General features: G+C 45.4%; 25 protein-coding genes. 4 read left to right on the top strand and 21 right to left on the bottom strand.

The features are described from left to right. The first annotated feature begins 74 nt into the window (after positions 1-74). On the top strand, positions 75-1,262 hold the full coding sequence (locus ACTHQF_RS05135) for a class I SAM-dependent rRNA methyltransferase (RefSeq protein ID WP_440428835.1): 1,188 nt from the start codon (positions 75-77) through the stop codon (positions 1,260-1,262). Positions 1,263-1,358: 96 nt separating this feature from the next. On the opposite strand, the gene ACTHQF_RS05130 is transcribed toward ACTHQF_RS05135, so the two are convergent. The 5 genes from ACTHQF_RS05130 to ACTHQF_RS05110 all read right to left on the bottom strand — a co-directional run bounded on the left by ACTHQF_RS05130 (position 1,359) and on the right by ACTHQF_RS05110 (position 5,530). Further along, positions 1,359-2,414, bottom strand: a complete 1,056-nt coding sequence (locus ACTHQF_RS05130) for a nucleoid-associated protein (RefSeq protein WP_440428834.1) — start codon at positions 2,412-2,414, stop codon at positions 1,359-1,361. A gap of 11 nt (positions 2,415-2,425) precedes the next feature. Continuing rightward, the gene (locus ACTHQF_RS05125) at positions 2,426-3,211 is read right to left on the bottom strand and encodes a TerC family protein (RefSeq protein ID WP_440428833.1); all 786 of its coding nucleotides are present in this window, start codon (positions 3,209-3,211) and stop codon (positions 2,426-2,428) included. Between the two features lie 105 nt (positions 3,212-3,316). Continuing rightward, on the bottom strand, positions 3,317-4,465 hold the full coding sequence (locus ACTHQF_RS05120; protein WP_440428832.1) for a hypothetical protein: 1,149 nt from the start codon (positions 4,463-4,465) through the stop codon (positions 3,317-3,319). Next, complete coding sequence (locus tag ACTHQF_RS05115; RefSeq protein WP_440428831.1) at positions 4,462-4,983, bottom strand: hypothetical protein; 522 nt, start codon at positions 4,981-4,983, stop codon at positions 4,462-4,464. The genes ACTHQF_RS05120 and ACTHQF_RS05115 overlap by 4 nt, the downstream gene beginning before the upstream one ends. Next, a complete protein-coding gene (locus tag ACTHQF_RS05110; protein ID WP_440428830.1) occupies positions 4,967-5,530 on the bottom strand; it encodes an RNA polymerase sigma factor in 564 nt (187 codons plus the stop codon). The genes ACTHQF_RS05115 and ACTHQF_RS05110 overlap by 17 nt, the downstream gene beginning before the upstream one ends. 243 nt (positions 5,531-5,773) lie before the next feature. On the opposite strand from ACTHQF_RS05110, the gene aspS reads away from it, so the two are divergent. Continuing rightward, a complete protein-coding gene (gene aspS, locus ACTHQF_RS05105) occupies positions 5,774-7,522 on the top strand; it encodes an aspartate--tRNA ligase (RefSeq protein ID WP_440428829.1) in 1,749 nt (582 codons plus the stop codon). A 42-nt stretch (positions 7,523-7,564) separates the two neighbouring features. Here the strand turns inward: aspS and ACTHQF_RS05100 are convergent, their stop codons facing one another. The 7 genes from ACTHQF_RS05100 to ACTHQF_RS05070 form a co-directional block, all read right to left on the bottom strand. Next, positions 7,565-8,014 (bottom strand): hypothetical protein, encoded by a 450-nt coding sequence (locus tag ACTHQF_RS05100; protein WP_440428828.1) that lies wholly within the window; start codon positions 8,012-8,014, stop codon positions 7,565-7,567. After that, positions 7,998-8,372, bottom strand: a complete 375-nt coding sequence (locus ACTHQF_RS05095; protein WP_440428827.1) for a phage holin family protein — start codon at positions 8,370-8,372, stop codon at positions 7,998-8,000. The genes ACTHQF_RS05100 and ACTHQF_RS05095 overlap by 17 nt, the downstream gene beginning before the upstream one ends. A gap of 20 nt (positions 8,373-8,392) precedes the next feature. Next, the gene (locus ACTHQF_RS05090; RefSeq protein WP_440428825.1) at positions 8,393-8,656 is read right to left on the bottom strand and encodes a YtxH domain-containing protein; all 264 of its coding nucleotides are present in this window, start codon (positions 8,654-8,656) and stop codon (positions 8,393-8,395) included. A 34-nt stretch (positions 8,657-8,690) separates the two neighbouring features. Beyond that, positions 8,691-9,743 (bottom strand): AI-2E family transporter, encoded by a 1,053-nt coding sequence (locus ACTHQF_RS05085; RefSeq protein WP_440428824.1) that lies wholly within the window; start codon positions 9,741-9,743, stop codon positions 8,691-8,693. 6 nt (positions 9,744-9,749) lie between these two features. Next, the gene (locus tag ACTHQF_RS05080; protein ID WP_440428822.1) at positions 9,750-11,132 is read right to left on the bottom strand and encodes a sigma-54-dependent transcriptional regulator; all 1,383 of its coding nucleotides are present in this window, start codon (positions 11,130-11,132) and stop codon (positions 9,750-9,752) included. 101 nt (positions 11,133-11,233) lie between these two features. Continuing rightward, on the bottom strand, positions 11,234-12,016 hold the full coding sequence (locus ACTHQF_RS05075) for an enoyl-CoA hydratase/isomerase family protein (protein WP_440428821.1): 783 nt from the start codon (positions 12,014-12,016) through the stop codon (positions 11,234-11,236). A 1-nt stretch (position 12,017) separates the two neighbouring features. Further along, on the bottom strand, positions 12,018-12,437 hold the full coding sequence (locus tag ACTHQF_RS05070) for a cobalamin B12-binding domain-containing protein (RefSeq protein WP_440428820.1): 420 nt from the start codon (positions 12,435-12,437) through the stop codon (positions 12,018-12,020). Positions 12,438-12,516: 79 nt separating this feature from the next. Here ACTHQF_RS05070 and ACTHQF_RS05065 point away from each other — a divergent pair, with 79 nt between their 5' ends. Then, positions 12,517-14,178, top strand: coding sequence for a glutamine--tRNA ligase/YqeY domain fusion protein (locus ACTHQF_RS05065; RefSeq protein ID WP_440428819.1), 1,662 nt, complete (start codon positions 12,517-12,519; stop codon positions 14,176-14,178). A 378-nt stretch (positions 14,179-14,556) separates the two neighbouring features. Here the strand turns inward: ACTHQF_RS05065 and ACTHQF_RS05060 are convergent, their stop codons facing one another. Continuing rightward, on the bottom strand, positions 14,557-15,381 hold the full coding sequence (locus tag ACTHQF_RS05060) for an N-acetylmuramoyl-L-alanine amidase (protein WP_440428818.1): 825 nt from the start codon (positions 15,379-15,381) through the stop codon (positions 14,557-14,559). A gap of 121 nt (positions 15,382-15,502) precedes the next feature. Between ACTHQF_RS05060 and ACTHQF_RS05055 the strand changes: the two genes are divergently transcribed. Further along, on the top strand, positions 15,503-17,182 hold the full coding sequence (locus tag ACTHQF_RS05055) for a dipeptidyl-peptidase 3 family protein (RefSeq protein ID WP_440428817.1): 1,680 nt from the start codon (positions 15,503-15,505) through the stop codon (positions 17,180-17,182). Here ACTHQF_RS05055 and ACTHQF_RS05050 read toward each other — a convergent pair. The 8 genes from ACTHQF_RS05050 to gltX form a co-directional block, all read right to left on the bottom strand. After that, on the bottom strand, positions 17,177-17,539 hold the full coding sequence (locus ACTHQF_RS05050) for a response regulator (protein WP_440428816.1): 363 nt from the start codon (positions 17,537-17,539) through the stop codon (positions 17,177-17,179). The two genes, ACTHQF_RS05055 and ACTHQF_RS05050, sit on opposite strands and share 6 nt — an antisense overlap. A gap of 15 nt (positions 17,540-17,554) precedes the next feature. Beyond that, on the bottom strand, positions 17,555-18,136 hold the full coding sequence (locus tag ACTHQF_RS05045) for a chemotaxis protein CheB (RefSeq protein WP_440428815.1): 582 nt from the start codon (positions 18,134-18,136) through the stop codon (positions 17,555-17,557). After that, a complete protein-coding gene (locus ACTHQF_RS05040) occupies positions 18,118-18,939 on the bottom strand; it encodes a CheR family methyltransferase (protein WP_440428814.1) in 822 nt (273 codons plus the stop codon). The genes ACTHQF_RS05045 and ACTHQF_RS05040 overlap by 19 nt, the downstream gene beginning before the upstream one ends. Before the next feature lies 1 nt (position 18,940). Then, positions 18,941-19,309, bottom strand: coding sequence for a response regulator (locus ACTHQF_RS05035; RefSeq protein WP_440428988.1), 369 nt, complete (start codon positions 19,307-19,309; stop codon positions 18,941-18,943). A 14-nt stretch (positions 19,310-19,323) separates the two neighbouring features. Further along, positions 19,324-22,911 carry a response regulator gene (locus ACTHQF_RS05030; protein WP_440428812.1) on the bottom strand — a complete coding sequence of 1,196 codons (3,588 nt, stop codon included), beginning with the start codon at positions 22,909-22,911 and terminating at the stop codon, positions 19,324-19,326. A 14-nt stretch (positions 22,912-22,925) separates the two neighbouring features. Next, positions 22,926-24,050 carry a hybrid sensor histidine kinase/response regulator gene (locus ACTHQF_RS05025; RefSeq protein ID WP_440428811.1) on the bottom strand — a complete coding sequence of 375 codons (1,125 nt, stop codon included), beginning with the start codon at positions 24,048-24,050 and terminating at the stop codon, positions 22,926-22,928. Between the two features lie 111 nt (positions 24,051-24,161). Then, positions 24,162-25,004: a KPN_02809 family neutral zinc metallopeptidase gene (gene ypfJ / locus ACTHQF_RS05020; RefSeq protein ID WP_440428810.1), complete on the bottom strand. Its 843-nt coding sequence runs from the start codon at positions 25,002-25,004 to the stop codon at positions 24,162-24,164. A 9-nt stretch (positions 25,005-25,013) separates the two neighbouring features. Continuing rightward, positions 25,014-26,519: a glutamate--tRNA ligase gene (gene gltX, locus ACTHQF_RS05015; protein WP_440428809.1), complete on the bottom strand. Its 1,506-nt coding sequence runs from the start codon at positions 26,517-26,519 to the stop codon at positions 25,014-25,016. Positions 26,520-26,545: the final 26 nt, after the last annotated feature.

Below are 26,545 nucleotides of genomic sequence, written 5' to 3'. Positions count from 1 at the left end.
ACACCAATACCGCTGCCTGGTAGAAATATCATGCAGAAAGGTATTGGTGTTTTTGCTTTTAGTAACTTTGCGGCATGGTTGAAGTAATACTGAAAAAAGGAAAAGAAAAAGCAGCACTGCAAAGACATCCATGGATATTCTCCGGTGCTTTGGATCGCATAAAAGGTAGTCCGGCAAACGGGGAAGTGGTGCGCGTATTGGCTGCAGATAAAGCGTTCCTGGCTTATGGATATTTCAACGAAAAAAGTCGTGTTGCGGTGCGTATGCTGGAATGGGATGAAGCAAAAACCATTGACCGCGGCTGGTACCAGCAAAAGATCCGCACCGCTATTGCTTCGCGGGCACATGTGCTACAGCATGGGGATACCAACACCTGCCGCCTGGTATTCTCCGAGGCAGACTTCCTTCCGGGACTCATTGTAGATCGCTATGCGGACTTCCTTTCCCTGCAAATCCTAAGCGCGGGTATTGAAAATGCCAAAGAAGAGATCATCAGCATCCTGCGTGAAGAGTTACAACCAAAAGGCATCTTCGATAAAAGCGATGCGACTGCACGTGGCCATGAAGACCTGGAAGTGGCCAACGGCTTGCTTTGGGGTGAGCAGCCACCAGAATTCCTGGAAGTAAAAGAGAATGGAATCCTATACCACATCAACATTGCAGGTGGACAGAAGTCGGGCTTTTACTGCGATCAGCGGGATAACCGTCAAATCTTAGCAGCATATACTGCCGGTAGAGCGGTACTGGATTGTTTCTCTTACAGCGGCGGTTTTTCTTTAAACAGTTTAAAAGCAGGTGCAACACATGTAACGAGTGTAGATAGCTCTGCACTGGCATTGGAAACATTGCAACAGAACATTGATTTGAATGGCTTTGACAAAGCACAAAGCACCGTGGTTCAATCTGACGTAAATAAGCAACTACGTGCTTTTAAAGAAGAAGGCAGGAAGTTCGATGTGATTGTCCTGGATCCACCAAAATATGCGCCATCACGTTCTGCATTGGATCGTGCTGCTCGCGCCTATAAAGACTTAAATCGCCATGGCATGGGTTTACTGGAAAGTGGAGGCCTGCTGGCTACCTTCTCCTGCTCTGGCGCAGTAGATATCGAAACCTTCAAGCAGATCATCGCCTGGGCTGCATTAGATGCAGGTAAGGAAATCCAGATTGTGAAGCAATTTAGCCAGCCTGAAGATCATCCGGTAAGGATCTCCTTCCCAGAAGGTGAGTATTTGAAAGGCTTGCTTTTAAGAGTGCTGTAATACACCATAAATTGTAAAAAGCCTGCGTGTTCCTTTGATGGACACGCAGGCTTTTTACTTTTGGGGCTTTTGAAATAAGCTGAAGAAACGAACTGCTTAAGCTTCCTCTTTGAAGTACACTTTGTAATAGTTCATGGATTTATCCTCATCAAAGCCTTTCTCAATGAGTTCTTTATCCCCATGAATATAAATGTGGAAGTTCCTGTCGAGCTTAATGATGCTTTTAAATACCCTTGCCTGCTTTTTAACGGCGGCTGTATTAATATCAAAGCTGTCTGGAATAGCCGTATCAAACTCTTCTTCGTAGCTCTTCTTGAAATTCTTAAAGGATTCAATGCCGTCTTCATTGGCGATCACCTCGTTGGCAAACTCATCCAGATCAAAGCTTTCTTTCTCTTTGAAGTACTTCATGGACTTGTTCAGCAGGTCGATCTTATCTGCCTTGGTCATCTCAAATTCTTCGTCCAGCTTTTCAGTTACGAAGCTCTTGTAAACACCCAGCACGTTGTTGGTTTGGTTGTAGTTATCATTGCGCACCTTTAACTTGAGGAACTCATCCTTCCAGTAAACGGCTTCCGCAGTCCTATTGGTTTGATCAATTACAGCAACTTTGAAACCTTCTTCCTTGTCGGTATTGAAGATCAGGCAGCCTTTATCGAGTTTGGTGATGTTGATGGCATCCTCCTCGTAACTTAGGTTGAAACCTGCCTGTTCAGGGTAGACCTTCAGGTATGTCTCCTTGGTTTCGGACTTGAAGATACCGATCGCATCCAGCAGTTCACCTTCAATCTGAACGTTCTCAAAATAGGCTACGTACAACTCTCCGGACTTGATCTTCGGGTGACCAGATACTTCATACAGGTATTTTGCCAGCTGCTGGCTATTCTCATGGAAGGTTGAGCCATCCGCGAATATCGCCTCTGCGAAATGGTAAACCTCATTCAGGTTCAGATCATTGTTTGGGTGTGTGAACCGATATATTTCATTCACCTTCTGGTATGGACTCAGAAAATACTGAAGCAACAGGTTCTTCAGCAGGTTGTCCTGAATGTGCAGCGACTGATCAGAAAGCACGTAAAATTCATCCTGGGATTTGTTTCCAATCCTGTGGATAGCAAGTTCAGCCAAGAAGGCCTCATAAAAAGAAATCATGTACAAAAGTACTAAACCTGATCTTCTTTAGGCGTATCTCTAAGTTCTACAGGTTTCCGTTCCTTGCCACGCATCTTTAGGTTTAGCATTTCTACCAGGATAGAGAAGGCCATTGCGAAGTAGATGTATCCTTTAGGAATATGTTGATCCAAGCCTTCTGCAAGCAAGGAAACGCCAATAAGAAGCAAGAACGACAGTGCCAGCATTTTTACCGTTGGGTGGTTGTTTACAAAGTTACTGATCGCGTTTGCGGAAACCATCATGATCAGCACGGCGATTATTACGGCCGCAATCATGATCTCCACGTGATCAGCCATACCTACGGCAGTAATTACGGAATCCAGGGAGAACACGATATCAAGGAGTAAGATCTGAATCAGTACACCAGCAAAGGTGTGCACTTTAGGGTTTCCGGTTTCATCTTCCTCCCCTTCCAGTTTGAGGTGTATCTCATGGGTACTCTTGTAGATCAGGAATAGTCCGCCGACAATCAGAATCAGGTCGCGTCCGGAAATGGCCAGTTTACTTAACCATTCTTCATTATCGACACTGATCCACTCGCCAATGTTGAACAAAGGAGAAGTTAAGGTCATCACCCAGCTTAGGGATAGCAACAGCAACACTCTGGTAATCATCGCCAGGCCCAGTCCCCATTGTCTGGCCTTCTTCTGCACATTTTGCGGTAGTTTAGAAGAAAGAATAGAGATAAAGATGATGTTATCAATACCAAGTACAATTTCAAGAAGGGTTAAGGTGATGAGGGAGATCCAGGCTTCCGGATTACTTAAGAGTTCCATAGGGTTGTCGATATTTGCTGCTAAGATATGAAAAAAGCTTGCTGAATGATCAACAAGCTTCTTTATGCTAGAGTTTTAAAAACCCCTGAATTGCTGTAGTTATTTTTATCGGAAGGTAACAGAGCCGTAAGCGGATTTAACACTCACCTGACCACTGCCGCCGCCATTGATGCTTCCTGTATAACTCTTCGAAAAAGAAACGCGGCCTTCATCATCGCCTTCAACTTTCGCAGATACCCCTGCGCCAAACTTGAAGCCGCCATAGCTGGTTCTTACATCCATCCGGCCCTTGTAGCCATCACTAAAACCGACGTCGACCCCGCCATATTGAGCGTTAATGGTCAGCACCTTTGAACTCTCAGCCACCTCGCCAATTCTAAGCTTGTTATATTGCACGCTTAGAATGCCCTCTCCAGTTAGCCTTTCAATCGTCACATTCGAATATTGCGCACTCACGTTGATGTCTCTGGCGCTGCCTAAAGTTATGCCTCCCCCGTACTGCTGCTTAAGATTAGCATTATTCAGGTCCTGTACCGTCATTTTACCATACTGCACATTGAGGTTGTTATTGGCACTGCTTAGCTTTTGGGCGTTGAAATTACCGTACTGTACTTTGGCATTAACAGGCCCCGCATGGCTACCAAGCTCAACATTTCCATACTGCTGTGATAAGTTTAGTGGATTGCTTGAGGGAACATAAAGTGTATAGTTTACCCGCACCTCTCTACGCCATTTCTTCCCATTTCTGGTGCCATTACCCCAGTTACCATTACGGTTGGTGTTCATTTGCGTTTTGAAGCTGATCTGATCGCCGGATTTCTCGGCCTCTATGTGGGTGTCATCTAAGAGCTTCTGTTGTTCCCCGGCATTATTGCTGTAAGCACTTATGGTAACATCTGCCTTCACTTCCTTCCGGTCCCAGGTCTTTATGGTGATGGAACCGAACTGATTGTTAACGCTGATCTTATCAGACGCAGCTGCAGAGAAGGTTTTGCTGAACGTTTTTGTCAGCCCATCATCCTCTGAATCGTTGCTTGGGCTGTAGCTTTCGAAGGAAGGTGTTTCAGGTACAGCTGGCAATTCGGGCATTGCCGGCGTAGCCACTCTAGCTTCCATAGCTGGCATTGATGGTGCTGCTGGTGCAGTAGGCACCGTGCTTTTTAATGCAGAATACTGCGGTGCTGCCGGTATCTTTTGAGCGACAGCAATGGTTCCCAAGCTAATTGCCGCGAGCGTTACAAGGAAGTTTTTCATAGTTGATTATCTTTTTTTACTTGTCTGACTTGATTTATAATTTGGAGCTGTTGCGAAACAACTTGTAACTGAAGTTCCAAGTTCTTCTCCATCGCCCGGATGATAAACTCCTGATTAGGACTCTTTGCCAGATCCTGCTTTAGCAGGTCATAGTCGGCCTGAATGCGCTCCAGGTCTGTACTGAACTTCTGATAGAGCTCTGGATTTTCTGCAGCATACACCTGTAAACTGTCTGTTTTCTTCTCGATCAAACTGGTAAACCGTACCTGTTTCTGCGCCTGACCAGGGTTCACTTGCGCCAGGGTACTGCTATGCTGTCCTTTTTGCGTGTACATGTACCCGATGCTGAAGACCACCAGTAAGGAAGCTGCAATGCTGATCCATAAGCGATTGTTCGGCCGCTTTTGCTCGGCTTTTGTTAACTGCTGCTCCATTTTGAACCATAGGTGCTCTCCCGGCGTTTCTGTGTCAAAAGCGGACTTATTCTTCCTGATAAAATCTTCAATTTCTCTGCTCATCCTTTTCTCCTTTCTTTTCTAGTAAGCGATGTAATCTTTGTTTTGCCCGCATATATTGCGTGCGTGATGTATTTTCTGAGATGTTCAAAATATGTGCAATTTCCTCATGATCATAACCTTCAAACAGATAAAGCGTTAACACCAGCCGATACCCATCCGGTAGCAAGGCGATTGCTTTTTTAACCAGATCTACCTGTAACTGCAGATCCTGATGATCATCTTCCACAGGTTCCGCGATATCAATTTCATCAACTGGCACCAGGTCCATCTTTCGCTTGCGCAGGCAGGTGATCGATTTATTGATCACGATCTGCTTCAGCCACAACCCAAAGGTGGTTTCAGCGCGGAACTCTTTAACACGCATAAACGCGTCCAGAAAAGACTCCTGCAGTACATCTTCAGCCTCCCCATGGTGATTCAGAATGCGGAGGGCTATGTTGAACATGGCTTTGGCGTACAACTTGTAAATCTCAAATTGTGCCTGCCGGCTGCCCTGCCTGCATTCGTTGATCAAAGAAACATGTTTGTCTATGTATACCGCTTCCAAAGTAATATCTGGTTATCCAGTTTAAGGTTTGCTGCCCAATCTCCTCCATCTCAATTCTGATTAAAAGACTGCCGGATTTTACAAATGTTGCATGTGCTGCAGAAATATTTCAGAATTTCCCGCTATAGCAGCAAAACGATGTCTTTTGAAAGTACAGAAATCAGTGCTGCAAGTCCTTAAAATAGAGATTGGCAGTGATATATGGCTCAAAATGAATATTTTTGCAGCTTAATACGATAAAAAATGCTAAGAACAACGACTTGCGGCGCACTGAACATTCAGAACATCGGTGAAAGTGTAACATTATGCGGATGGGTGCAGAAATCCAGAGACTTGGGCGGAATGACGTTTATTGATATCCGTGACCGTTACGGAATCACCCAGTTGGTTTTCAATATGGATGATAATCAGGCACTTTGCGAAACAGCACGTACACTTGGCCGGGAATTCGTGATTCAGGCTACCGGTACTGTAGTTGAGCGTTCCAATAAAAACCTTAAAATCCCTACTGGCGAAATAGAGATCAAGATCACTGCTTTAGAAATCCTGAACGCCTCGAAAATCCCACCTTTTTTGATCGATGATGAAACCGATGGTGGCGACGATCTAAGAATGAAATACCGTTACCTGGATTTGCGCAGAAATCCGGTTAGAAATAACATGGTGTTGCGCCACAAGATGGCTCAGGCCGTAAGAAGATACCTGGATGCCTTAGACTTCATTGAGGTTGAAACACCGGTATTGATCAAATCTACCCCTGAAGGTGCAAGAGATTTCGTTGTTCCAAGCAGAATGAACGCCGGTGAGTTTTATGCTTTGCCACAATCCCCACAAACCTTCAAACAGCTGTTGATGGTATCGGGCTTTGACCGCTACTTCCAGATCGTAAAATGCTTCCGTGATGAGGATCTACGTGCCGACAGACAGCCCGAATTTACTCAGATCGACTGTGAGATGTCCTTCATCGAGCAGGAAGATATCCTGAATACTTTCGAAAGCCTGATCCGTACCTTATTCAAAGATATCAAAGGCATTGACCTTCCTGAAGTTCCTAGAATGCAGTATGCGGATGCAATGCGCTTGTATGGTTCAGATAAACCAGATACCCGCTTTGACATGAAGTTCGTTGAACTTAACGACCTTGTTAAGGGCCATAACTTCCCCGTGTTTGAACAGGCAGAGCTTGTTGTGGGCATCAACGCCAAGGGTGCAGCACACTATACCCGTAAACAGCTTGACGAACTTACAGACTTCATCAAACGTCCGCAGATTGGCGCTAACGGCCTGATCTACTACAGACACAATGAAGATGGTTCCATCAAATCTTCAGTAGACAAGTTCTATAACGAAGAGGAGTTGAAAAAATGGGCTGCAGCATTTAACTCAGCGCCAGGTGATTTAATCCTGATCCTTGCCGGTGTTAAAGATAAAGTTCGTAAACAGCTGAATGAACTGCGCTTAGAAATGGGTACCAGACTTGGTCTCCGTGATAAAAACACCTTCAGCGCCCTGTGGGTACTTGATTTCCCACTATTGGAATGGGATGAAGAAACTGAGCGCTACCATGCCATGCACCACCCATTTACCTCTCCAAAACCCGAGGATATCGCACTATTAGACACCAACCCTGGTGATGTGCGTGCAAATGCCTATGATATGGTTGTAAATGGTACCGAGATTGGTGGTGGATCTATCCGTATTCACGACAGGACACTGCAGGCATTGATGTTTAAACACCTTGGATTCACCAAAGAAGAAGCACAAAAGCAGTTTGGCTTCCTAATGGATGCCTTCGAGTTCGGCGCACCTCCACACGGTGGTATTGCTTTCGGATTTGACAGGTTGTGCTCCATCTTCGCTGGTCTGGATACCATCCGTGATGTCATCGCATTCCCGAAAAACAATTCCGGACGTGATGTGATGATCGACAGTCCATCGACAATCGATGATAAACAGCTCAAGGAACTGAGAATCAAAACAGATTTAAAATAATCAACATAAAAAAAGGAGCTTAAAGCTCCTTTTTTTATGTTATTAATATGTTTCGCTATCAGGTGGGATGCCGTAATCAACATAACCAACCTGCCGCTTCGCTGCGATTTTCTTTTTGGCACCACCAAACCATGATTTAACATTGCTGAAGATCCCGCTGAGGTGTTCTGCATCCAGCGATTTGCCAACCTTACTGGTTGCTAAACCTACAAGGGTTTTGGTGATAAATCCGGAGCCCCTGAACAAGGTGTTGTTCATTAATACCGGAAGTAAAAACGACATCACCCTACTGCTGATATTCAGCTGATCATCAGCCTTACGGAAGGTAGATGGTGTGAGGTACTTTTTAGTGAGATTTTTAAAAGAATATTGTTTAACGTATACCTTGGCATCAGAGACCAATCGCTCCTCCTGCATGGTATATTCCGCTTTAAGGCCGCTTATTGCTGCCTGAAGCTCTTCTGCGTTCTTGATGTTATACTTTCTCCTCATCTTCCTTGTCCGCTAGTTTGGTGAAATACTTTTTTATAGCAATGTTTATGACTGCTGTTTCTACCTTCTCTTTCGCAAGCATTACAACTACTGCAATCAAAACCAGAAGCAAAGTCACTATTCCGAATCCTGCTGCATAACTGCCGATCAATTCAGATAAGAATAGTGCCAGGGTGATTATAGCAAAAAGAAAAGCCAGGATAAAGCAGATGATCATGAAAGTATTGGTGATGATATCTGCAACGAGCTTTGATGTTTTTTCTAAGAGATAAAAACGGGTATACTCCACCCGGGTTTCCAGATAAACTTTCGCGTCAGCATAAAGTTCTTCCAGCGTTTTTTCTTGATTTTCCTGCATCGTTGTAAGGTTAAGAAGTACTAAGCAATGTCTAATTCGTCGGCATACTCGTCATCATTGTTCATTTTGCCTTTCACGGAGTCTACGACCTTATCTTTAAGGCTGCTTAGGTGGTCCAGCTCTTCAGCAGCTTTCTCTTTAATGGTATCGCTCAGATCTTTAAAAGACTGTCCCAATCGCTCACGCGTTTCCGAACCTGCCTCTGGCGCAAATAATAAACCTAATGCTGCACCAGCTGCTAAACCTGCTAAAAGCCCTATTAATACTTTTGAACTATCATTCATAACCGTAAATTTTAAATTGTTTGTTTATCAAAGACTATAACTCTTGAGTTTCTGAAATTGTTTTAATTCTTTCCATTCTATCGGAGGCCAGGGCACTCGTTTCGTATATTTTAACCACAAGGATAAAGTACGATAACAACAGTGGACCAAAGACCAGGCCCAATATACCAAAAAGCGGAATTCCAATGACTACACCGATGACCGTAATGATCGGATGGATGTTTCCTACTCTTTTCGCGATAAGAAAACGCAGTACATTGTCGATGTTGATGATCACAACAAAGCCGAAGATGAGCATGGCATAACCCCCAAATTCATTGCCATTGGCGATCTGCATTATTGCAGCAGGCACAAAGATGATCGGTGGACCAAGGACAGGAACAAAACAAATAAAGGTGGTAATAACGCCCCAGAAAAAGGGATCGCTGAAGCCGAGTACAAAGAAAGAAAGGCTAACCAACGAACCCTGCACCAGGCAGATCAAACCCTGCCCCACCACATTGGCGAAGGTGGTGTTCTTCATTTCTTCCGCAAAGCGTAGTGCGTTCTGCTCACGAAAAGGCGCATACTTGAGCATAGCGGCTTCAAAACGCTCATGTTCTACCAGCATGAAGTATAGCAGGAAATACATGAGTAGCAGGCCTAAAACGATGTTGAAAGCGCCCGAAATGAGCGAGGGAAAGAGCTCTGTGGCCCAGGTGCCCGCCTTTCTTAATCCTTCACTGATTAAACGTTCGGCATCACCGCCTACGGGTACCAGATGCTGGATTTTGTAGAAAAGGTTTTTGTAATAGATCTGATCGCCCTGCAGCTCATGAATCTTCGTGATGACCATATTACTCAGACCATAGAAGGGGAGTACAATGAGCACAATGGAGGTAAAAAGCAGTAGAATGGCCGCAAAGCGCTTATTGAGGTGATGATCCTGAACTAGGTACAAGTACACCGGCCGAAGTATGGTATAAAGCACCAGAGTGCCTAATATGGAGCTGAATATCCCGAGAAGTGAATATGCAATTAGTCCCCCCAGAGCGACAATAATGACAAGATTTATATTATTACGCTGTTTATAGGTAAATAGGGACATACAAGTTTAGGTATCCAGATTGATTGCTTTCATTTTATTATAAAGTGTTTTCCGGTCTATATTTAAGATCTTAGCGGCCTTTGTTTTATTGAAGTTCACTTCACGCAACACCGCCAGTATTGCAGCATATTCCGCTTCAAAAGCTGCATTCTTCAAATCCCTAGGGCGTTCCGTTCTTTGAATACTGGTTTCAATAACCGCGCTTTTGGCATAAGTTGAAATCTCCAGCGGCAAAGCTTTAAGCTGAATCTCCGAACCTTCCGCGAGCAATGCTGCACGTCTGATCACGTTTTTCAACTCCCTGACATTGCCTGGCCAGTTATAGGTTAGAAAACACTCCTCAACTTCCGTTGAAAATGATTGAACATCTTTATTCAGTTCTTTGTTTGCAAGCTTCAAAAAAGTGTGCGCAAAAACAAGAATATCCTTGCCACGTTGACTTAAAGGCGGCAAACTGATCGAGAACTCATTAAAACGGTGATAAAGATCTTCCCTGAACTTACCCTTTTGGATGGCTACAGACAGGTTTTCATTGGTTGCTACAATAATGCGTACGTCGAGATCAATCTCTTTGGTGCTACCAATCCGTTTGATCTTACGCTCCTGAACCGTACGTAATAAGGCCGCTTGTATATCATAAGACAAATTACCCACCTCATCCAGAAATAGAGTACCACCATTAGCCATTTCGAAGTGTCCGATTTTGGTATAAAGTGCTCCGGTGAAAGATCCTTTTTCGTGCCCAAAAAACTCACTGCCCGCAAGTTCTTTCGTGAGCGAGCCACAATCCATGGCGATAAAAGGCATATCCTTCCTTGGGCTGTTCATGTGAATGGCCTTGGCCACCGACTCTTTTCCGGTACCGCTTTCGCCGGTAAGGATCACACTGTATGAAGTTGGTGCAACCAGTTCAATCTGTCTTAACAGATCCCTTGATGCCTGGCTTTGCCCGGCTACGAAGTTTGCATCCTGATTGTATGGTTGTTTATCTTTCTGCGGTTCTGCATTTTGCGTACCTGCAAGGGCACTTTGTGTTTCCAGGGCTTTATTGATGGTAGCGAGGATCTCGTCCGGATAAAGCGGCTTGGTGATATAATCAAAGGCACCCAATTTAATCAGCTCTACAGCAATTTTGACATCCGAGTAACCGGTGATGATAATTACACAGGTTTGTGGATATTTAGCTTTGATCTTTATTAATAATTCACGTCCATCCGTATCATCCAGCCGATAATCGCAAAGTACCAGATCGTACTGTCTGCTGGTAAGATGATCAAGCGCTGAAGCACCCGAGGTAACAGCATCTACTACAAATCCGTTTTTCGTTAAAAATTTGGAAAGCAGTACACCTATATTTACCTCATCGTCAATTATTAAGATCTTTTTCATATGCTTACAAGAGCCCGTTAAATACAAAAGTAAAGATAAGCAAAAATTGTTAATGGGAAATATTTTCTACAGTTCAGGTAAAGCTACACCGGAGCTCCGGGTTAATTACCTGAAAACTGTGGCGACCGTTTCTCCAGGAAGGCAGAAACGCCTTCTTTGAAGTCTACCGTACCGAAACAAGCCGCAAAGGCCTTAATTTCAACATCAAAGCCGTTTACATCCACATCTACGGCTGCATTTACCGCAGCAATTGCATGGGCTATGGCTAGTGGAGCACGTTGTTTGATCCTGCCCAGCATACGTTCGGCTGTAGAAATGAGTTCCCCGGCGGGCACCACCTCATTAACCAGGCCAATCTGAGCAGCTTTCTGTGCGGTGATCATATCTGCGGTAGCAATCATTTCAAAAGCCCTTCCTCTACCCACCAACTGCGTTAAGCGCTGTGTACCACCATACCCCGGGATAAGTCCTAAGGTAACTTCCGGCAGACCTAACTTTGCGCCTTCAGCAGCAATTCGAAGGTGACAGGCCATGGCCAGTTCCAGTCCACCACCCAGTGCAAAGCCATTGATGGCAGCAACGAAAGGCTTTGTGCTCCGCTCGATGGCATTGAAAACTGCAGTCTGCCCATCTCTGGCAAGCTGTTCACCTTGCGTAACGTCAAAGTCGGCAAACTCGGAAATATCCGCACCCGCTACAAAGGCCTTTTCGCCAGCGCCGGTAAGCAATACGCCAAGTACCTCCGCTGTGGTGTTCGCATAGATTACCACATCAGCAAGCTCTTTCAACGTTTCACGGTTCAAAGCATTCATCTTGAGCGGCCTGTTGATGGTTACATACAGGATGTTGTCTTTGATTTCGGTAAGAAGATTTTGATATTCCATGTTAGAAGTTTCGGTTTTCGGTTACCCAGTTGGTAATATATTCGGTAATGGTTTGCATGGAGGTTCCTGGCGCAAATAACTCGCCTACCCCGATCTGTTTAAGTTTTAGCATATCCGCTTCCGGTATGATGCCGCCTCCGGTTACCAGTACATTTTCCAGCCCCTTTTGTTTCATAATGTCCATGATTTTCGGAAAGACGGTCATGTGCGCACCTGAAAGGATAGAGATCCCGATGGCATCAACGTCTTCCTGCAAGGCCGCATTTACGACCATCTCAGGGGTTTGTCGCAGGCCGGTGTAAATGACCTCCATGCCCGCATCGCGGAGTGCGGTAGCGATCACTTTAGCACCACGATCGTGGCCGTCCAGCCCTACTTTTGCCACTAAAACACGGATTGGCCTGTTCAAGGTTTTACTCATAAATAGTTAAGATAGCGGGTGGTAAAAGTAAGTAAATTAGCGGTTTTATATTAACTTTGGAGAAAAATTAACAGTTTTTATGAGTGAAGAAAGATCATTGAATTTTATTGAGGAAATCATTGAAAACGATTTACAAAGCGGAAAATACGAGACCCTGATCACCCGTTTCCCTCCGGAGCCAAATGGGTATTTACATATAGGACATGCCAAAGCGATTTGTTTGAACTTCGGACTTACAAAGAAATATGGCGGTTATACCAATCTACGTTTCGACGATACCAATCCAGTAACTGAAAAAACCGAGTACGTAGATAGCCAGCAAGCTGACATCAAATGGCTTGGTTTTGAATGGAAAAATGAATTATATACCTCAGATTACTTCGACCAGCTTTTCCAATTTGCGGTAACGCTGATTGAGGCTGGCCTGGCATACGTAGACCACAGCACTGCGGAAGAAATCGCACAGGCAAAAGGCACACCTACAGAGCCTGGTAAGGATAGCCCTTACCGTTCTCGTTCTGTGGAAGAGAACCTGGATCTTTTTAACCGCATGAAAAACGCTGAGTTTCCCGACGGTGCCTGCACTTTACGCGCAAAGATCGATATGGCTAGTCCGAACATGCTGATGCGCGACCCGATCATGTATCGCATTAAACATGCGGAACACCACCGTACCGGTAACAAATGGTGCATTTACCCGATGTACGATTTTGCGCATGGCCAGAGTGACAGCATTGAAAGCATTACCCACTCCCTTTGTACCCTGGAGTACGTTTCACACCGTGAATTGTACGACTGGTTCATTGAAAAACTGAACATCTTCCCTTCACATCAGTATGAGTTTGCACGTTTGAACCTGACCTATACGGTTATGAGCAAGCGTAAACTGCTGCAATTGGTTAATGAAGGTGTGGTAAGTGGCTGGGATGATCCAAGGATGCCAACGATCAGCGGTTTGAGACGACGCGGTTACACCCCGGAAAGTATCCGTGAGTTCTGCGACCGTATCGGTGTTGCGAAAAGAGAAAACCTGATCGAGCTTAGCTTGCTGGAATTCTGTGTTCGTGAGCACCTGAATAAAACCGCTAATCGCGTGATGGCTGTGCTGGATCCAATCAAGATGGTGATCACCAACTATCCTGAAGGTAATGGGGAGGTTCTCATCGGCGAGAACAACCCGGAAGCGGAGGATAAAGGCGGAACACGTGAAATTCCTTTCAGCAAAGCGCTATGGATCGAACGTGAAGACTTTATGGAAGAGCCTGCCAAGAAGTGGTTCAGGTTAGCTCCTGGCGCCATGGTACGTTTGAAGTTCGCTTACATTGTAAAGTGCGATAGCTTTGTGAAAGATGAAAATGGTAACGTTACCGAAATCCACTGTACCTACATTCCAGAGTCCAAAAGCGGTGAAGACACCAGCGGCATCAATGTAAAAGGCACGATCCACTGGGTAAGTGCTCAACATGCTAAAACGGCGGAAATCAGGATCTACGATCGCTTGTTCAGCGTAGAATCTCCAGACAGCGAAGAAGGCGACTTTAAAGATTACCTGAACCCAGACAGCATTAAGGTCATTCAAGAAGCATATATTGAACCTTATCTGGCGAGTGCTACTGCTGACACCAGATATCAGTTTATCCGTAAGGGCTATTACACCCTTGATAAAGACTCGACAGCGGAAAAGCTGGTATTTAACCAGACCGTGGGCTTGAAAGACGCCTGGGCGAAGGCAAAGAAATAAAGGCAAAGCCTTAAATACATATCATTCCAAGAGGATGTCTCAGCAATTGAGCATCCTCTTTTTTTATGCCCGAATCCTGGTGATTCCATGTCCGGGAACTGTCTGATGCCTTGCAGGTATTCCGCCCAGGAAGCTTGACCCGGTATTGCGGAAGCATTGGATCAAACGCACACCTGACCCACATCAAGCGCACACCAAGTGCACACCAAACGCACACAGCTGTGTGTTTGGTGTGCACTTGGTGTGCCTCAGACCTTCGGTTGATCCGAACCTGCCGGCACTGCGTTGCCGCAGCAATGTCTACGTACAAAAAAGCCTGTCTTCATTCAGGATGAGACAGGCTGTATAACATTTGCCCCAAAAGGCAATTCGTGGCTGTTACATGTATTTAGGGTACAGGTTATACAACACCAGCCTAACACCTGGTGTAATGGTAGGCCCGGTTTCTGTGGGCAGAAAATGTCTTTTGAAAGCAGTTACTGCTGCGCCGACGTTACTGATATCATAACCGATAATTCTTAAAGCCACAAGTGGATCAAACTCCGGTGGAGGCATCTTTAACACCTGGTCGTACCAGAGTCCGAAGCCACGGTCGGCAAGTGTTTTCCAGGGAAAGTTGTTTGGATCGGGCTTCCGCTTTGGAGCCAGGTCCGCATGACCAATAAAGTTTGCCCTTGGAATGTTGTATTTCTTTTTCAAAGTAGCCAATAAACCCAGAAGGCTATTGATCTGGGCCGTGGAATAGGCTTCCGAGCCATTATTATCGAGCTCTATCCCGATGGAGGAAGAGTTAAGATCGGTATCATTCCCCCATTTGCCCAAGCCGGCATGCTGAGAACGCAGGTAATCATTCACCATCTGTACCACTTTTCCATCGCGGCTCACCACGTAGTGCGCGCTAACGCCCGTCCTGGCCAGCGTAAAGGTTTTAATGGTCTGATCAAGGGAATTTTGTGCCGTATGGTGTATCACCACAAAGTTCGGCTTACGGATGCCGAAGTTCACCGAGCCAATAAAGGACTGTACTTCTGGTCTAAGCGAATCAATGAACTGTCCTTGAGGGGGCATCGCTTTGATGTTGTTGGCGAAATTTTCTGCCTGCTGTTTGTAAATCTTATTCGTTGCGGCGTATTTATTGCTTGAACATGCCGAAAAAGCAATTGCAGCAAGCATTAAATAGAAGAGTTTGTAAGGTCTGATCATGTTGGATTTCAAAAGTGTGAAATTAGGATTTATTCGCCAATGCAGCCAACAGGATCGCGATTCTTTATAGAAGCCTAATATTTAGTAGTTTTGACCCTCCAATCGTTTGAAATTATATTGAATGAAATTATTTAATAAAACAACCTTATTTCTAACAGGCTGCGCATTGGCAGCTAGCCTTCATTCCTGCACCAATACGGCCAGTAATACAGAAAAAAAGACGAATACTGTTGTACTGCCAGACAGCTTACAGGAATACGTAAATGACAGAATAAAGACCTATGAAACGGTTAAACTGACAACGAACCTCAATCAGCTGAGCACCGCGGAACGTAAAATGCTGCCATTGCTGATCCAGGCTGCTCAGATTATGGACGAGCTTTTCTGGTTGCAGACTTATCCGCAAAGAGACAGCCTTTTGAATGCGGTTAAAGATGACCGGGCCAAAGAATTTATCCGGATCAACTACGGTCCATGGGACCGCCTCAACAACAATAAACCCTTTATTGCGGGCATCGGTGTAAAACCAGCGGGAGCAACATTTTACCCGGCAGACATGACCAAGGAAGAACTTGAAAAATCAGACTTGAAGGATAAGTATGGGCAGTACAGTGTTGTTCAAAGAGATTCGACCGGCAAACTGATGACCGTTCCTTATCACGAGCTTTTTGCAACCCAGTTACAGCGCGCTTCGAGCCTGCTGAAACAAGCGGCGCTGATTGCGGAAGATGAAGGTCTGAAAAAGTACCTGAACCTGCGTGCAGATGCACTTACCTCGGATGATTATACCGCCAGCGACCTGGCCTGGATGGATATGAAAGATAATGGACTGGACATCATCATCGGTCCGATTGAGAACTATGAAGATAATCTCTTCAATGCACGGGCATCATACGAAGCTTATGTGCTTGTAAAAGACAAGGAATGGAGTAAACGGCTGGCTAAATATGTAAGCCTGCTTCCAGGGCTTCAAAAAGGCCTACCAGTGCCTGCAAAGTATAAACAGGAAAAACCAGGTGTAGATTCGGAGCTTAATGCCTATGATGTGGTATTTTATGCCGGAGATTGCAACGCGGGCTCAAAGACGATCGCCGTGAACCTTCCAAATGACGCGATGATACAGCAGAAAAAAGGCACCAGAAGGTCGCAGTTGAAGAACGCCATGCAGGCGAAGTTCGACAAGATCCTGGTTCCGATCGCTAACGAACTGATCGATAAGGAGCAACAACAATACATCAACTTCGACGCGTTTTTCGCCAACGTCATGTTCCATGAAGTTGCGCATGGTCTGGGAATTAAAAAGACTGTAAAAGGCAAAGGTCTGGTTAAAGATGCGCTGAAAGAGCAGTTTTCCTGGTTGGAAGAGGGTAAAGCAGACGTTTTAGGACTTTACATGGTAACCAACATGCTTAAAGCAGGCGAGCTGCAGGGCGATATCAAGGCGTATTACACGACCTACATGGCCGGCTTATTACGTTCTGTTCGTTTTGGTGCAGCCAGCGCACATGGTCAGGCCAATATGCAGGGCTTCAATTTCTTTAAGCAACAAGGTGCTTTCACAAGAACTGCAAATGGAACGTACAGAGTTGATTATGTAAAGTTTGAACAGGCAATGAATGCGCTGAGTAAAATGATCCTCACCTTACAGGGTGACGGGGATCGCGCGGCTGTAGCAAAAGCACAAGCTGAAAACGCAGTCATCAGCAGCGAACTTAAGCAGGACTTGGATAATTTAAATAAGAAGGGAATTCCGGTAGATATCGTTTTTCAACAAGGTGTAGACGTATTGGGTGGATTATAAGTATTTACTTATAATCTTCTCCAATTCTTCGATATCAAATGGCTTGGAAAGATAATCATCCGCGCCGGCCTGTTCAGCCAGGGATTTAACGTCATTATTCGCAGAAAAATAGATTACAGGGATATGGGAAAGCTCCTTGTGGGCTTTCAATTCCTTTGTTGCATCTATACCACCTACATCCGGAAGCCAGTTGTCCATGAATATAATATCAGGCACGTAGGATGAAACCTGGTCAATGATATTGTTTGATGTAGAGGAGGTCTTGATTTCGTAACCAGCGTCTTCAAGAATGATTGTGCATAGATCGAGTATGTCAACATTGTCGTCAAAGACGAACACCTTTTTTGCCTTGCTCATGTATGTTAATTTAATCTAAGATAACAAATTTATAAATTTTGCGGTATCTTCAATGTTTAATGATGCATCAATTACAACATTCTGTGCGGCTTGCGCAGGCATGTAAGGCACCTGTGCATCTGCCGGATTTTGGATAATCGCCCTGCCACGATAGGCTTTAACCGCTTTCAAACCATTCACCCCATCAGCATTTGAACCGGAAAGTAGCATACAAACCAGTTTGTCTTCATACACCTCTGCAGCAGTTTGAAAGGTTACATCTATCGAGGGCCGGGAATAGTTAACCTTCTCTGAGGAGTCGAGCGAAAAAGTAAGATCCTGTTCAATCAGGAGATGGTAATCGGATGGAGCAACGTAGATGGTACCTGCAAGTATCGGTTCTTTTTCCTCAACTTCTTTTACAATCAAGGTTGTCCTGCCCTTCAACAATTCCGGAAGCAGTGAATCTGCGCCATGTTTACGGTGAATCACAATGATGATTGGAAAAGGCAGATCGGGCCTTAAATCCGGCAGTACCTTTAACAGTACATCCAGGCTCCCCGCAGAGCCGCCAATGATCAGGGCCTCACAGGTTTTCATCAGGTCATCTTCCTCCATATTTTCTCATTCGGTAACCTTCGGTACCGTTTTGATACGTTAGAAAATTCCAGGGTTTCCTTACTGCCTAAGGCCAGGTAGCCCAGCTCCTCAAGACTGTCGTCGAACAGGCTGATTACCTTGTGCTGCAGATCACGATCAAAATAGATCAGTACATTGCGGCATAAGATCAGCTGAAATTCATTAAAGGAACGATCAGAAACCAGGTTATGGGTAGAAAAGATGATTTTTCTTCGCAGATCATCATTGAACTTCGCTAAAGAATACTTCGCCGTGTAGTAGCTGGAGAAGTCCTTGCTACCGCCCGAAAGAATGTAGTTTTCCGAATACTGCTTCATCTGGCTAAGGCCGAACATCCCCTGTGCAGCTTTTTCCAGCACGGCGGGATTAAGGTCTGTAGCGTAAACCAAGGACTTGTGCAGCAGGTTTAATTCCTGCAACAGGATGCAGATCGAATAAGCTTCCTCGCCGGTAGAACAGCCTGCTACCCAAATACGGATTAATGGGTAAGTGCCAAGTTTCGGCAGCACCTCGTTCCTCAGGGTCTTGAAGAATGTTGGGTCACGGAACATCTCGGTTACGTTTACGGTGATCTGCTCCACAAAACGCTTGAAGTATACCGGATCATTCGCAATTTTAAACCTGAACTCGGCAAAACTCAGGGCTTTATCTATGCTGTATAAGCGATGGATACGACGTTTTAACGAGGCTCTCGAGTAGCCCGTGAAGTCGTAACCATACCGCTCCAGCAAATCTGCCAGCAGTATGTCGATCTGATCTTCTGTAATTACAGTACCTTCCAAATTAGATGTATTTAGTGATTAAAGCGGTGAGTGTATCGACATTGATAGGCTTCGACACATATCCTGTGGCACCCGCCTCCAGGCAGCGCTCGCGGTCGCCAAGCATGGCTTGTGCAGTAACCGCAATTACAGGTACAGCTTTAAGTTCTTCATCAGCATTTATCTCGGCAATGGCCTGATAACCATCCATGCCTGGCATCATCATGTCCATCAACACAATGCCAATCTCTTTATCTTGTTTTAACAGGGCCAATCCCTCCTCTCCGCTGGTCGCGGAGACGCAGCGATACTTCCTCGCCTTCAGCACCGCTGAGAGGGCAAAAATGTTCCTGTTATCATCATCTACGATTAAAATCTTATCCTTAGCCATATTGAAAGCGATCATTAAACTTTGTCATACAACCAAACCCTCAGCAATGAGGTCAGTTGGTCCACATCCACCGGCTTCGAGATATAATCCGAAGCGCCGGCAGCAATACATTTCTCCCGGTCTCCCATCATCGCTTTGGCTGTAACAGCTAAAATTGGCAATTGTTTGTACGCAGGAATCTTACGGATTTGCTTGGTGGTCTCATATCCGTCCATTTCCGGCATCATCATATCCATTAGGACAATATCAACCAGCGGGTTCTCTTTAAGCACCTGCAAGGCCTCTTTTCCGTCTGTAGCGGCAAGCACTTTCATCTTGTGCTGTTCCAATGCTTTGGTTAGTGAAAAGATGTTACGTACATCATCATCAGCAATAAGCACCGTCTTATTGTTCAGTACCTCGTATAATCCACCGAAACGTTCCGGTAGTATTTTACCTGGCTTAGTGCCAGCAGCCTGTTCTTCTACCAGATGCAGGAATAAGCCTGCTTCATCCAGAATACGCTGGTAAGAATGTGCAGTTTTTACCACGATAGAGTCTGCATACTGTTTGATGCGGGCTTCTTCACCTTTCGACAGGTTCTTACCGGTAAAAATGATGATTGGCAGGTTCTCCAGACCTTTGGTTTTCTTGATGGTTTCTAGCGTATCATAAGCATTGGTATCCGGCACACCCATATCCAGGATAACGCAATCCACTTCCTGCTTACTCAGGGCACCAATACTTTCCGTCACGTTGTTCGCAACCTGTGTCTGGATGTTATAGTTACTCAAGAAGTAGTTCAGCGCTTCGGCATGTTGACGATTCTCTTCTACGATTAGCACCTTTTTAGGAAACCTGCTGAGTGCATGTTCCAGTTTCTGGAATATTTGGCTCATATGTTCCAGTGCTACGGGTTTATTGATGAAATCAATGGCACCACGCAACAGACTCTCCTTCTTCACTTCCATGGAAGACATGATGTGCACTGGGATCGGACGCGTAGCCGGATTGCTCTTCAGCTCTTCCATGACCTGCCATCCATCTTTTACCGGTAGTTGAATATCCAGCAGAATCGCCAGCGGCTTGTAATGGTTGGCCAGCTCTATACCGACGTCACCACGTACGGCAACAATGCCCTTGTAGCTTCGCTTACGGGTAAAGTTCAGCAGGGTCTTTGCGAAGTTGGTATCATCCTCAATAATCAGAATGATCTTATCGCCTTCCTGGATGTCATCACGGTCATCCTCTACATCCTTAGGGATGTTTGGTACCGTGTAACGTTCCGGCAGTGGTTCAGCTACCTTTTCCGGGTAAACCTGTTTTACCACCACAGGCTCGGCGAACGAAGCATCTTCAGTTGTTGTGCCGCGCTCAATCGGTAGTGAAAGTGTGAATTCACTTCCGATGTTTTCTTTACTGGTTAGCTCAATTTCACCCCCCAATAGCTTGGCGAGTTCACGACTGATGGACAATCCAAGGCCGGTACCGCCGTATTTTCTGCGGGTTGAACCATCGGCTTGCTGGAAAGCTTCAAAGATCAGGCTTTGCTTATTCTCTGGAATGCCGATCCCGGTATCTGTAACTTTAAACAGGATGTTTCTACCACGTTCATCTTTTGAAACACTCAGGCGCACCTCACCCGCAGTGGTGAATTTAATGGCATTGGAAAGCAGGTTTTTCAGCACTTGCTCCAAACGCATCTTATCGGTGTTCAGCGTTTTTACATCCTCATCTAGCTCGATCAGCAACTGCAGCTGCTTATTCTTAGCCAATGGGTTGAACAAGGAACGCATATCCGTGGCAACTTCGCCAATGTTCACATCCGAGAATTCCAGCTTCATCTTGCCGGCTTCGATCTTTGAAAGATCGAGTATTTCGTCGATCAAGCCTAACAGCCCCTGACCCGAGCTCTGGATAACTTCCGCATACTCGATGTATTCCTTGTCCAGATCATTGTTCTCCGACATCAGTTTGGACAGCAGCAAAATGGAGTTCAGCGGGGTACGCAACTCGTGCGACATGTTGGCAAGGAACTCAGATTTGTACTTGGTGCTCTGTTCCAGCTGTTCTGCTTTCAGTTGAATGTCGCGGTTACGCTCCTGTATCATCTGGTTCTTCTCTTCCAGTAAACTGGTGCGTTCTTCGAGTTCCTGGTTGCTTTGCAGCAACTCTTCCTGCTGCACGCGCAGTTCTTCTTCTGAAGTTTGTATTTTCTGCGACTGTGCTTCCAGCTCAGCATTCAAGCCCTCCAACTCGCTATGCTGTGCCTGCAGTTCTTCGGCTTGTGCCTGCGTTTCCTCCAGGAATTCCTGTAGCTTCTTCCTGTTCTGTGAAACATGGATGGCAATACCAATGTTATGTGACACCTCGCGTAAAAAGGCAAGTTGTTGCGGTGTATAAGTGGTTAAGGAGCCAAATTCCATGATCCCCATCAGTGCTCTGTCGCGGTATACCGGAACGGCAACCACATTTCTGGCAACAGTCTCCCCAGAGGTATAACTGATCGTCAGCTCATCCTGAGGAATATCGTTTAATACCATTAGTTTGCCAGAATCAGCCACCTGGCCGACCAGGCCTTCACCAACTTTAACCCTGGTTTTAGCATGTCCGGCTGCCAATGCGAAGCTGCTTACCAAATGTAATTCCTTGTCTTCAAGCAGGTAAAAAGCAGCAACTTGACTGTTTGTATGTTCAACAATGTTTTCAAGAACGTCACTGGTTAACTGGGCTACAGTTTTCTCGCCAACCATTTTATCATTCAAAGTTGCGATCCCAGCCTGTTGCCATTCTTTTTCTTCCAGAAGGCTGAAAGATTTCTTCAGCGACTCTGCCATGGCATTCAAGTGTCCGGTAAGGCTGCCCAGTCCGTCGGTCTGCTGATCGTCCAGTCGGATGTCATAGTTACCTGCAGAAATCTGACTGGCTAGATCTCTGATTACCCCGATACGGTAATCAATTTCCCTGTTCTTCTCTTCCAGCGCCCGCTGCAATTCCATTTTAGCGTAAAAGTCTTTGTAGACCTTACGGTAGAAGTATATGGTGATGAAGATAGAGATGATCGCCGCAATGATGATCAGGATTGGTGTATAACCAGCAAACTTATTGAGTTCTTCCGTACGCGACTGCAGAATCCTGTTTTCCTCTGTCTGCATCATCGTTATGATCGATCTGGCTTCATCCATCAAATCCTTGCCTTCAAGTAAGGCATTCACACTGATGTCGCCACCCTTTGTCCTTACATCAATAAGGCGCATGATCATATCCAACCTCCGGTCTACAATAACATGCAGCTTTTCCAGGTTCTTTTGCTGAAATTGATTGTCTTTTGTTTCTGCAGCAACCTCATTGATCAGGTCTAATGCTTTTGCTTTAGCACCCACTGTAGGCTCCAGAAAGACCTGTTCGCCTGTAAGCAGGTAGCCGCGCTGACCGGTTTCTGCATCTTTAAGGTGTGAAATGATCTGGTTGGTCTTAAAGATTACCTCATTGCTATGTGCAACAAGTTCAGAGCTTTTAACCAGATTTCGAATGCTTATAAAAGAAGCGAGTGAGGTGATAAATAGAATTAATAATGACAGACCTAAACCGACCTGAAGGTTGCTTTTTAGTGATTTCTGCATAGTAACTTAAAATATTATTCGATTTCTGAAGGCGCGTTTAAAGGTATTTCAAAGTAAAATTCGGAGCCTTCACCCAAGGTGCTTTCTACGCCAACTATTCCGCCATGCCTTCTTATAATCTCCGCAGAAATATACAAACCAATACCTAAACCTTGAAAATGAAGTGCAGTTTCTTCTACACGATAGAACTTCTCGAACAGGTTTTTCTGTTGTTCTGGTGCTATACCGATGCCGTAATCACGCACGCCAACATAGATTTGTTCGTTTTCTTCCCGTACGTTGATCAACACTTCGCTGGTGCCGGGAGAATACTTGATGGCATTGGTCAGGAAGTTGATGATCACCTGTTCAATTCGCATCTCATCGCCATAAATGCAATGTTCTGCAGCGCCGCTTACGGTGATCTTATAATCCGGGAAGGACTGCGCCATGACCTCAACAATGTTCTTGAGCAGGTCGCCGATAAAGAAGTTTTGTTTATTGAACTTGAGCTTACCGCTTTCGATCTTGGAGATATCGAGTAAGTCTGCGATAAGATTATTCAGCTTTTCCAGCTGTGTCTGTGCCTTGTGGAGGTGCTTTTTAACGGTATCCACATCGCCTTTATCGATACTTCTTTCGAGCAGCTGAACATAACCCTTTACGCTGGTAAGGGGCGTTTTAAGCTCATGACTGGCGATGCTTATGAACTCATCTTTCTTATATTCCGCCTGTTTACGATATTCAATTTCCTCAAGTAAGGCGGTCTGTATTTCAATAAGTTTTCTGCTTTGTTCATAGATCCGGTAAAAGGTCTTCACTTTGAGCAGCAATACGCTCATATCCACGGGCTTGGTAATGTAGTCCAATCCACCTGAGGAATAACCTTTAGTAATAAACCTGGTTTCCGTATTTGCAGCCGACAGGAAGATTATGGCTGTTTCTTTTGCTTTGCTATAGCCCGAGATGGCTTCAGCAACTTCAAAGCCATCCATTCCCGGCATCTGTACGTCTAGGATGATTAAAACATATTCATTTCGGAGTACCTTTCGCAGTGCTTCTTCTCCCGAAGAGGCGGTATCAACTTCAAAATCATGTTTTTCAAGAACTTTTTTTAAGGATATCAAGTTCTCCGGGGTGTCATCTACAATTAGAATCATTCTTTTATAAGTAAGCCTTAAAGGCAGCTGTATATTTGCTAGGCAAGTTATACAACTTTGTATGTTATGCTATAATGTTAAAGTAAAATCTTAATTATGTGTTATTTACACCTATAACTCATCGGAATTGAAGGTGTCACCCTGGCTCATGTCGCCGGTATCAAACCCTTTTCTAAACCAGGCCATACGCTGTGCAGAAGTGCCGTGGGTAAAGGTATCCGGCTTCACCTCACCCTGTGCCTGCCGCTGCAGCTTATCATCGCCAATAGCATTTGCGGCATTCAATGCTTCTTCGATGTCACCTTCTTCGAGCTTGAACAGATCCGGACCAAGCTTTTGGGCGTCATGTGCCCATACACCGGCGAAGAAGTCTGCCTGAAGCTCCAGCTTTACCGAGAGCTTGTTGTATTCCACTTCCGAAAGCTGCGAGCGGTAACGATCCATCTTTTGGGAAATACCCAGCAAGGTTTGTATGTGGTGCCCCACCTCATGTGCAATCACATAGGCGTTTGCAAAGTCACCCGAAGCACCAAAACGGTTGTTCAGCTCGTTATAAAAACTCAGATCCAGATACACATGCCGGTCTGCAGGACAGTAAAATGGCCCTACAGCAGAACTGGCATTTCCGCAGCTGGTAGAAACACCATTTTCAAACAAGGTCAGGATTGGTGGTTCATATTGACGGCCCATTTCTTCGAATTTTGCCGTCCAGACCATTTCTGTAGATGCCAGTACATTGGATGCCCAGCGCCCTGCAGCATCTTCCGGCACACCTTTGCGACCTTCAACGGCTGCCTGATTGCCAATTGGCAACTGGCTTACGATTCCGCTAAAATCCTGACCAAACAACAGTCCGAGTACAACAAGCACGATACCGCCGATGCCGCCGATGGCACCTCCACTCATACCACGCCTGTCATCTACATTTCCGCTTCCTTTACCGAACCATTGCATAGTTGTCTTTTAAATGAACGCCGCTAGCGCAGCTTTTATTCTGTTCTTTACCTCAGCTTTACCCAATAGAATAGCAATGTCGAATACACCCGGACCAAACTTGCCGCCTACCAGCATCACACGAAAAGGCAACATCAGTTCACCTGGCTTTAACTGGTGTACTGTTGCAAGTGCCTTGAATTCCGCTTCAAGCGCTTGTGCAGTGCCTTCCATCGGGCTGGCCGCATAAGCTTCAAAGAATGCTGTTTTCTGCTCGTTCCACTTCGGCTTTACCGATGCGACGTCATATTCCTTAGGAGGAACAAAGAAGTAGGCACTTTGTGTGACAAAATCAGAGATTATGTTGCATCTGTCTTTAACAAGCTCAATAACAGTGAATAAATTTTCGTTATCAGCAATTTCAATCCCTGCAGCAGTCAGCGCAGTTTTTACTGCCGGTGCGAGTGTTGCCGCTGGTGTCTTCTTGATCCACTCATGGTTATACCACTTGGCTTTTTCGTAGTCGAACTTTGCTCCTGCTTTCGAAATACGCTCCAGGGAGAATTTTTCCACCAGTTCGTCCAGGCTAAAGATCTCCTGATCCGTGCCATCGTTCCAGCCCAGCATGGCTAGCAGGTTCACGAATGCTTCCGGCATAAAGCCCAGCTCGCGGAAACCTTTGGTAAGATCACCAGTTTTAGGATCTGTCCAGTTCTGTGCATACACCGGGAAGCCGAGCCTGTCGCCATCACGTTTACTTAATTTTCCATTGCCATCTGGTTTAAGGATCAATGGTAAATGCACCCATGCGGGCATCTCATCTTCCCAGCCCAGGTAGCGCCAAAGCAGGATGTGGATCGGTGCTGAAGGCAGCCATTCTTCACCCCGGAAAACATGTGAGATCTCCATGGCACGATCGTCTGCAACAACCGCCAGGTGATAGGTTGGCATGCCGTCCGCTTTTAATAGTACTTTATCATCAACCAGGTTGGTATCGAAACTTACATGGCCCCTGATCAGGTCATGGAAAGAAACCGTTTCATTTTCTGGTATCTTAATCCGCACCACATGCGGCGTATTTGCATCCAATAGCGCTTGTACTTCTGCCGCATCCAAAGTCAGGGAATTACGCATCTCCATTCTTGTGGCCTGGCCATAAAGGAAGTTTGGAGCTGCTTTGCGCTTAGCGTCAAGCTCTTCAGGCGTATCAAAGGCATAGTAAGCATGGCCGCTTGCAACAAGCCGCTCGGCATATTGCCTGTAGCTTGCTTTGCGTTCACTTTGGCGGTAAGGTGCAAAAGGGCCACCCAAATCAGGACTTTCATCCGGTTTTATTCCGCACCACTCCAAACAAGAAGCAATATATGCTTCTGCACCGGGTACAAAGCGTGTTTGATCCGTATCCTCGACCCTTAAAATGAAGGTTCCTTGATGTTGCCTGGCAAACAAATAGTTAAACAGGGCGGTACGTACACCACCTAAATGAAGTCCTCCGGTTGGACTTGGAGCAAATCTTACTCTTACTTTCTTTTCCATAACTGTGTTGCAAAGATATATAATTT

This window comes from Pedobacter sp. SAFR-022, from assembly GCF_051965375.1.
GTDB lineage: Bacteria > Bacteroidota > Bacteroidia > Sphingobacteriales > Sphingobacteriaceae > Pedobacter.
Note: the sequence above shows the minus strand (reverse complement) of the source record. Positions and strands in the feature narration are given on the sequence as shown.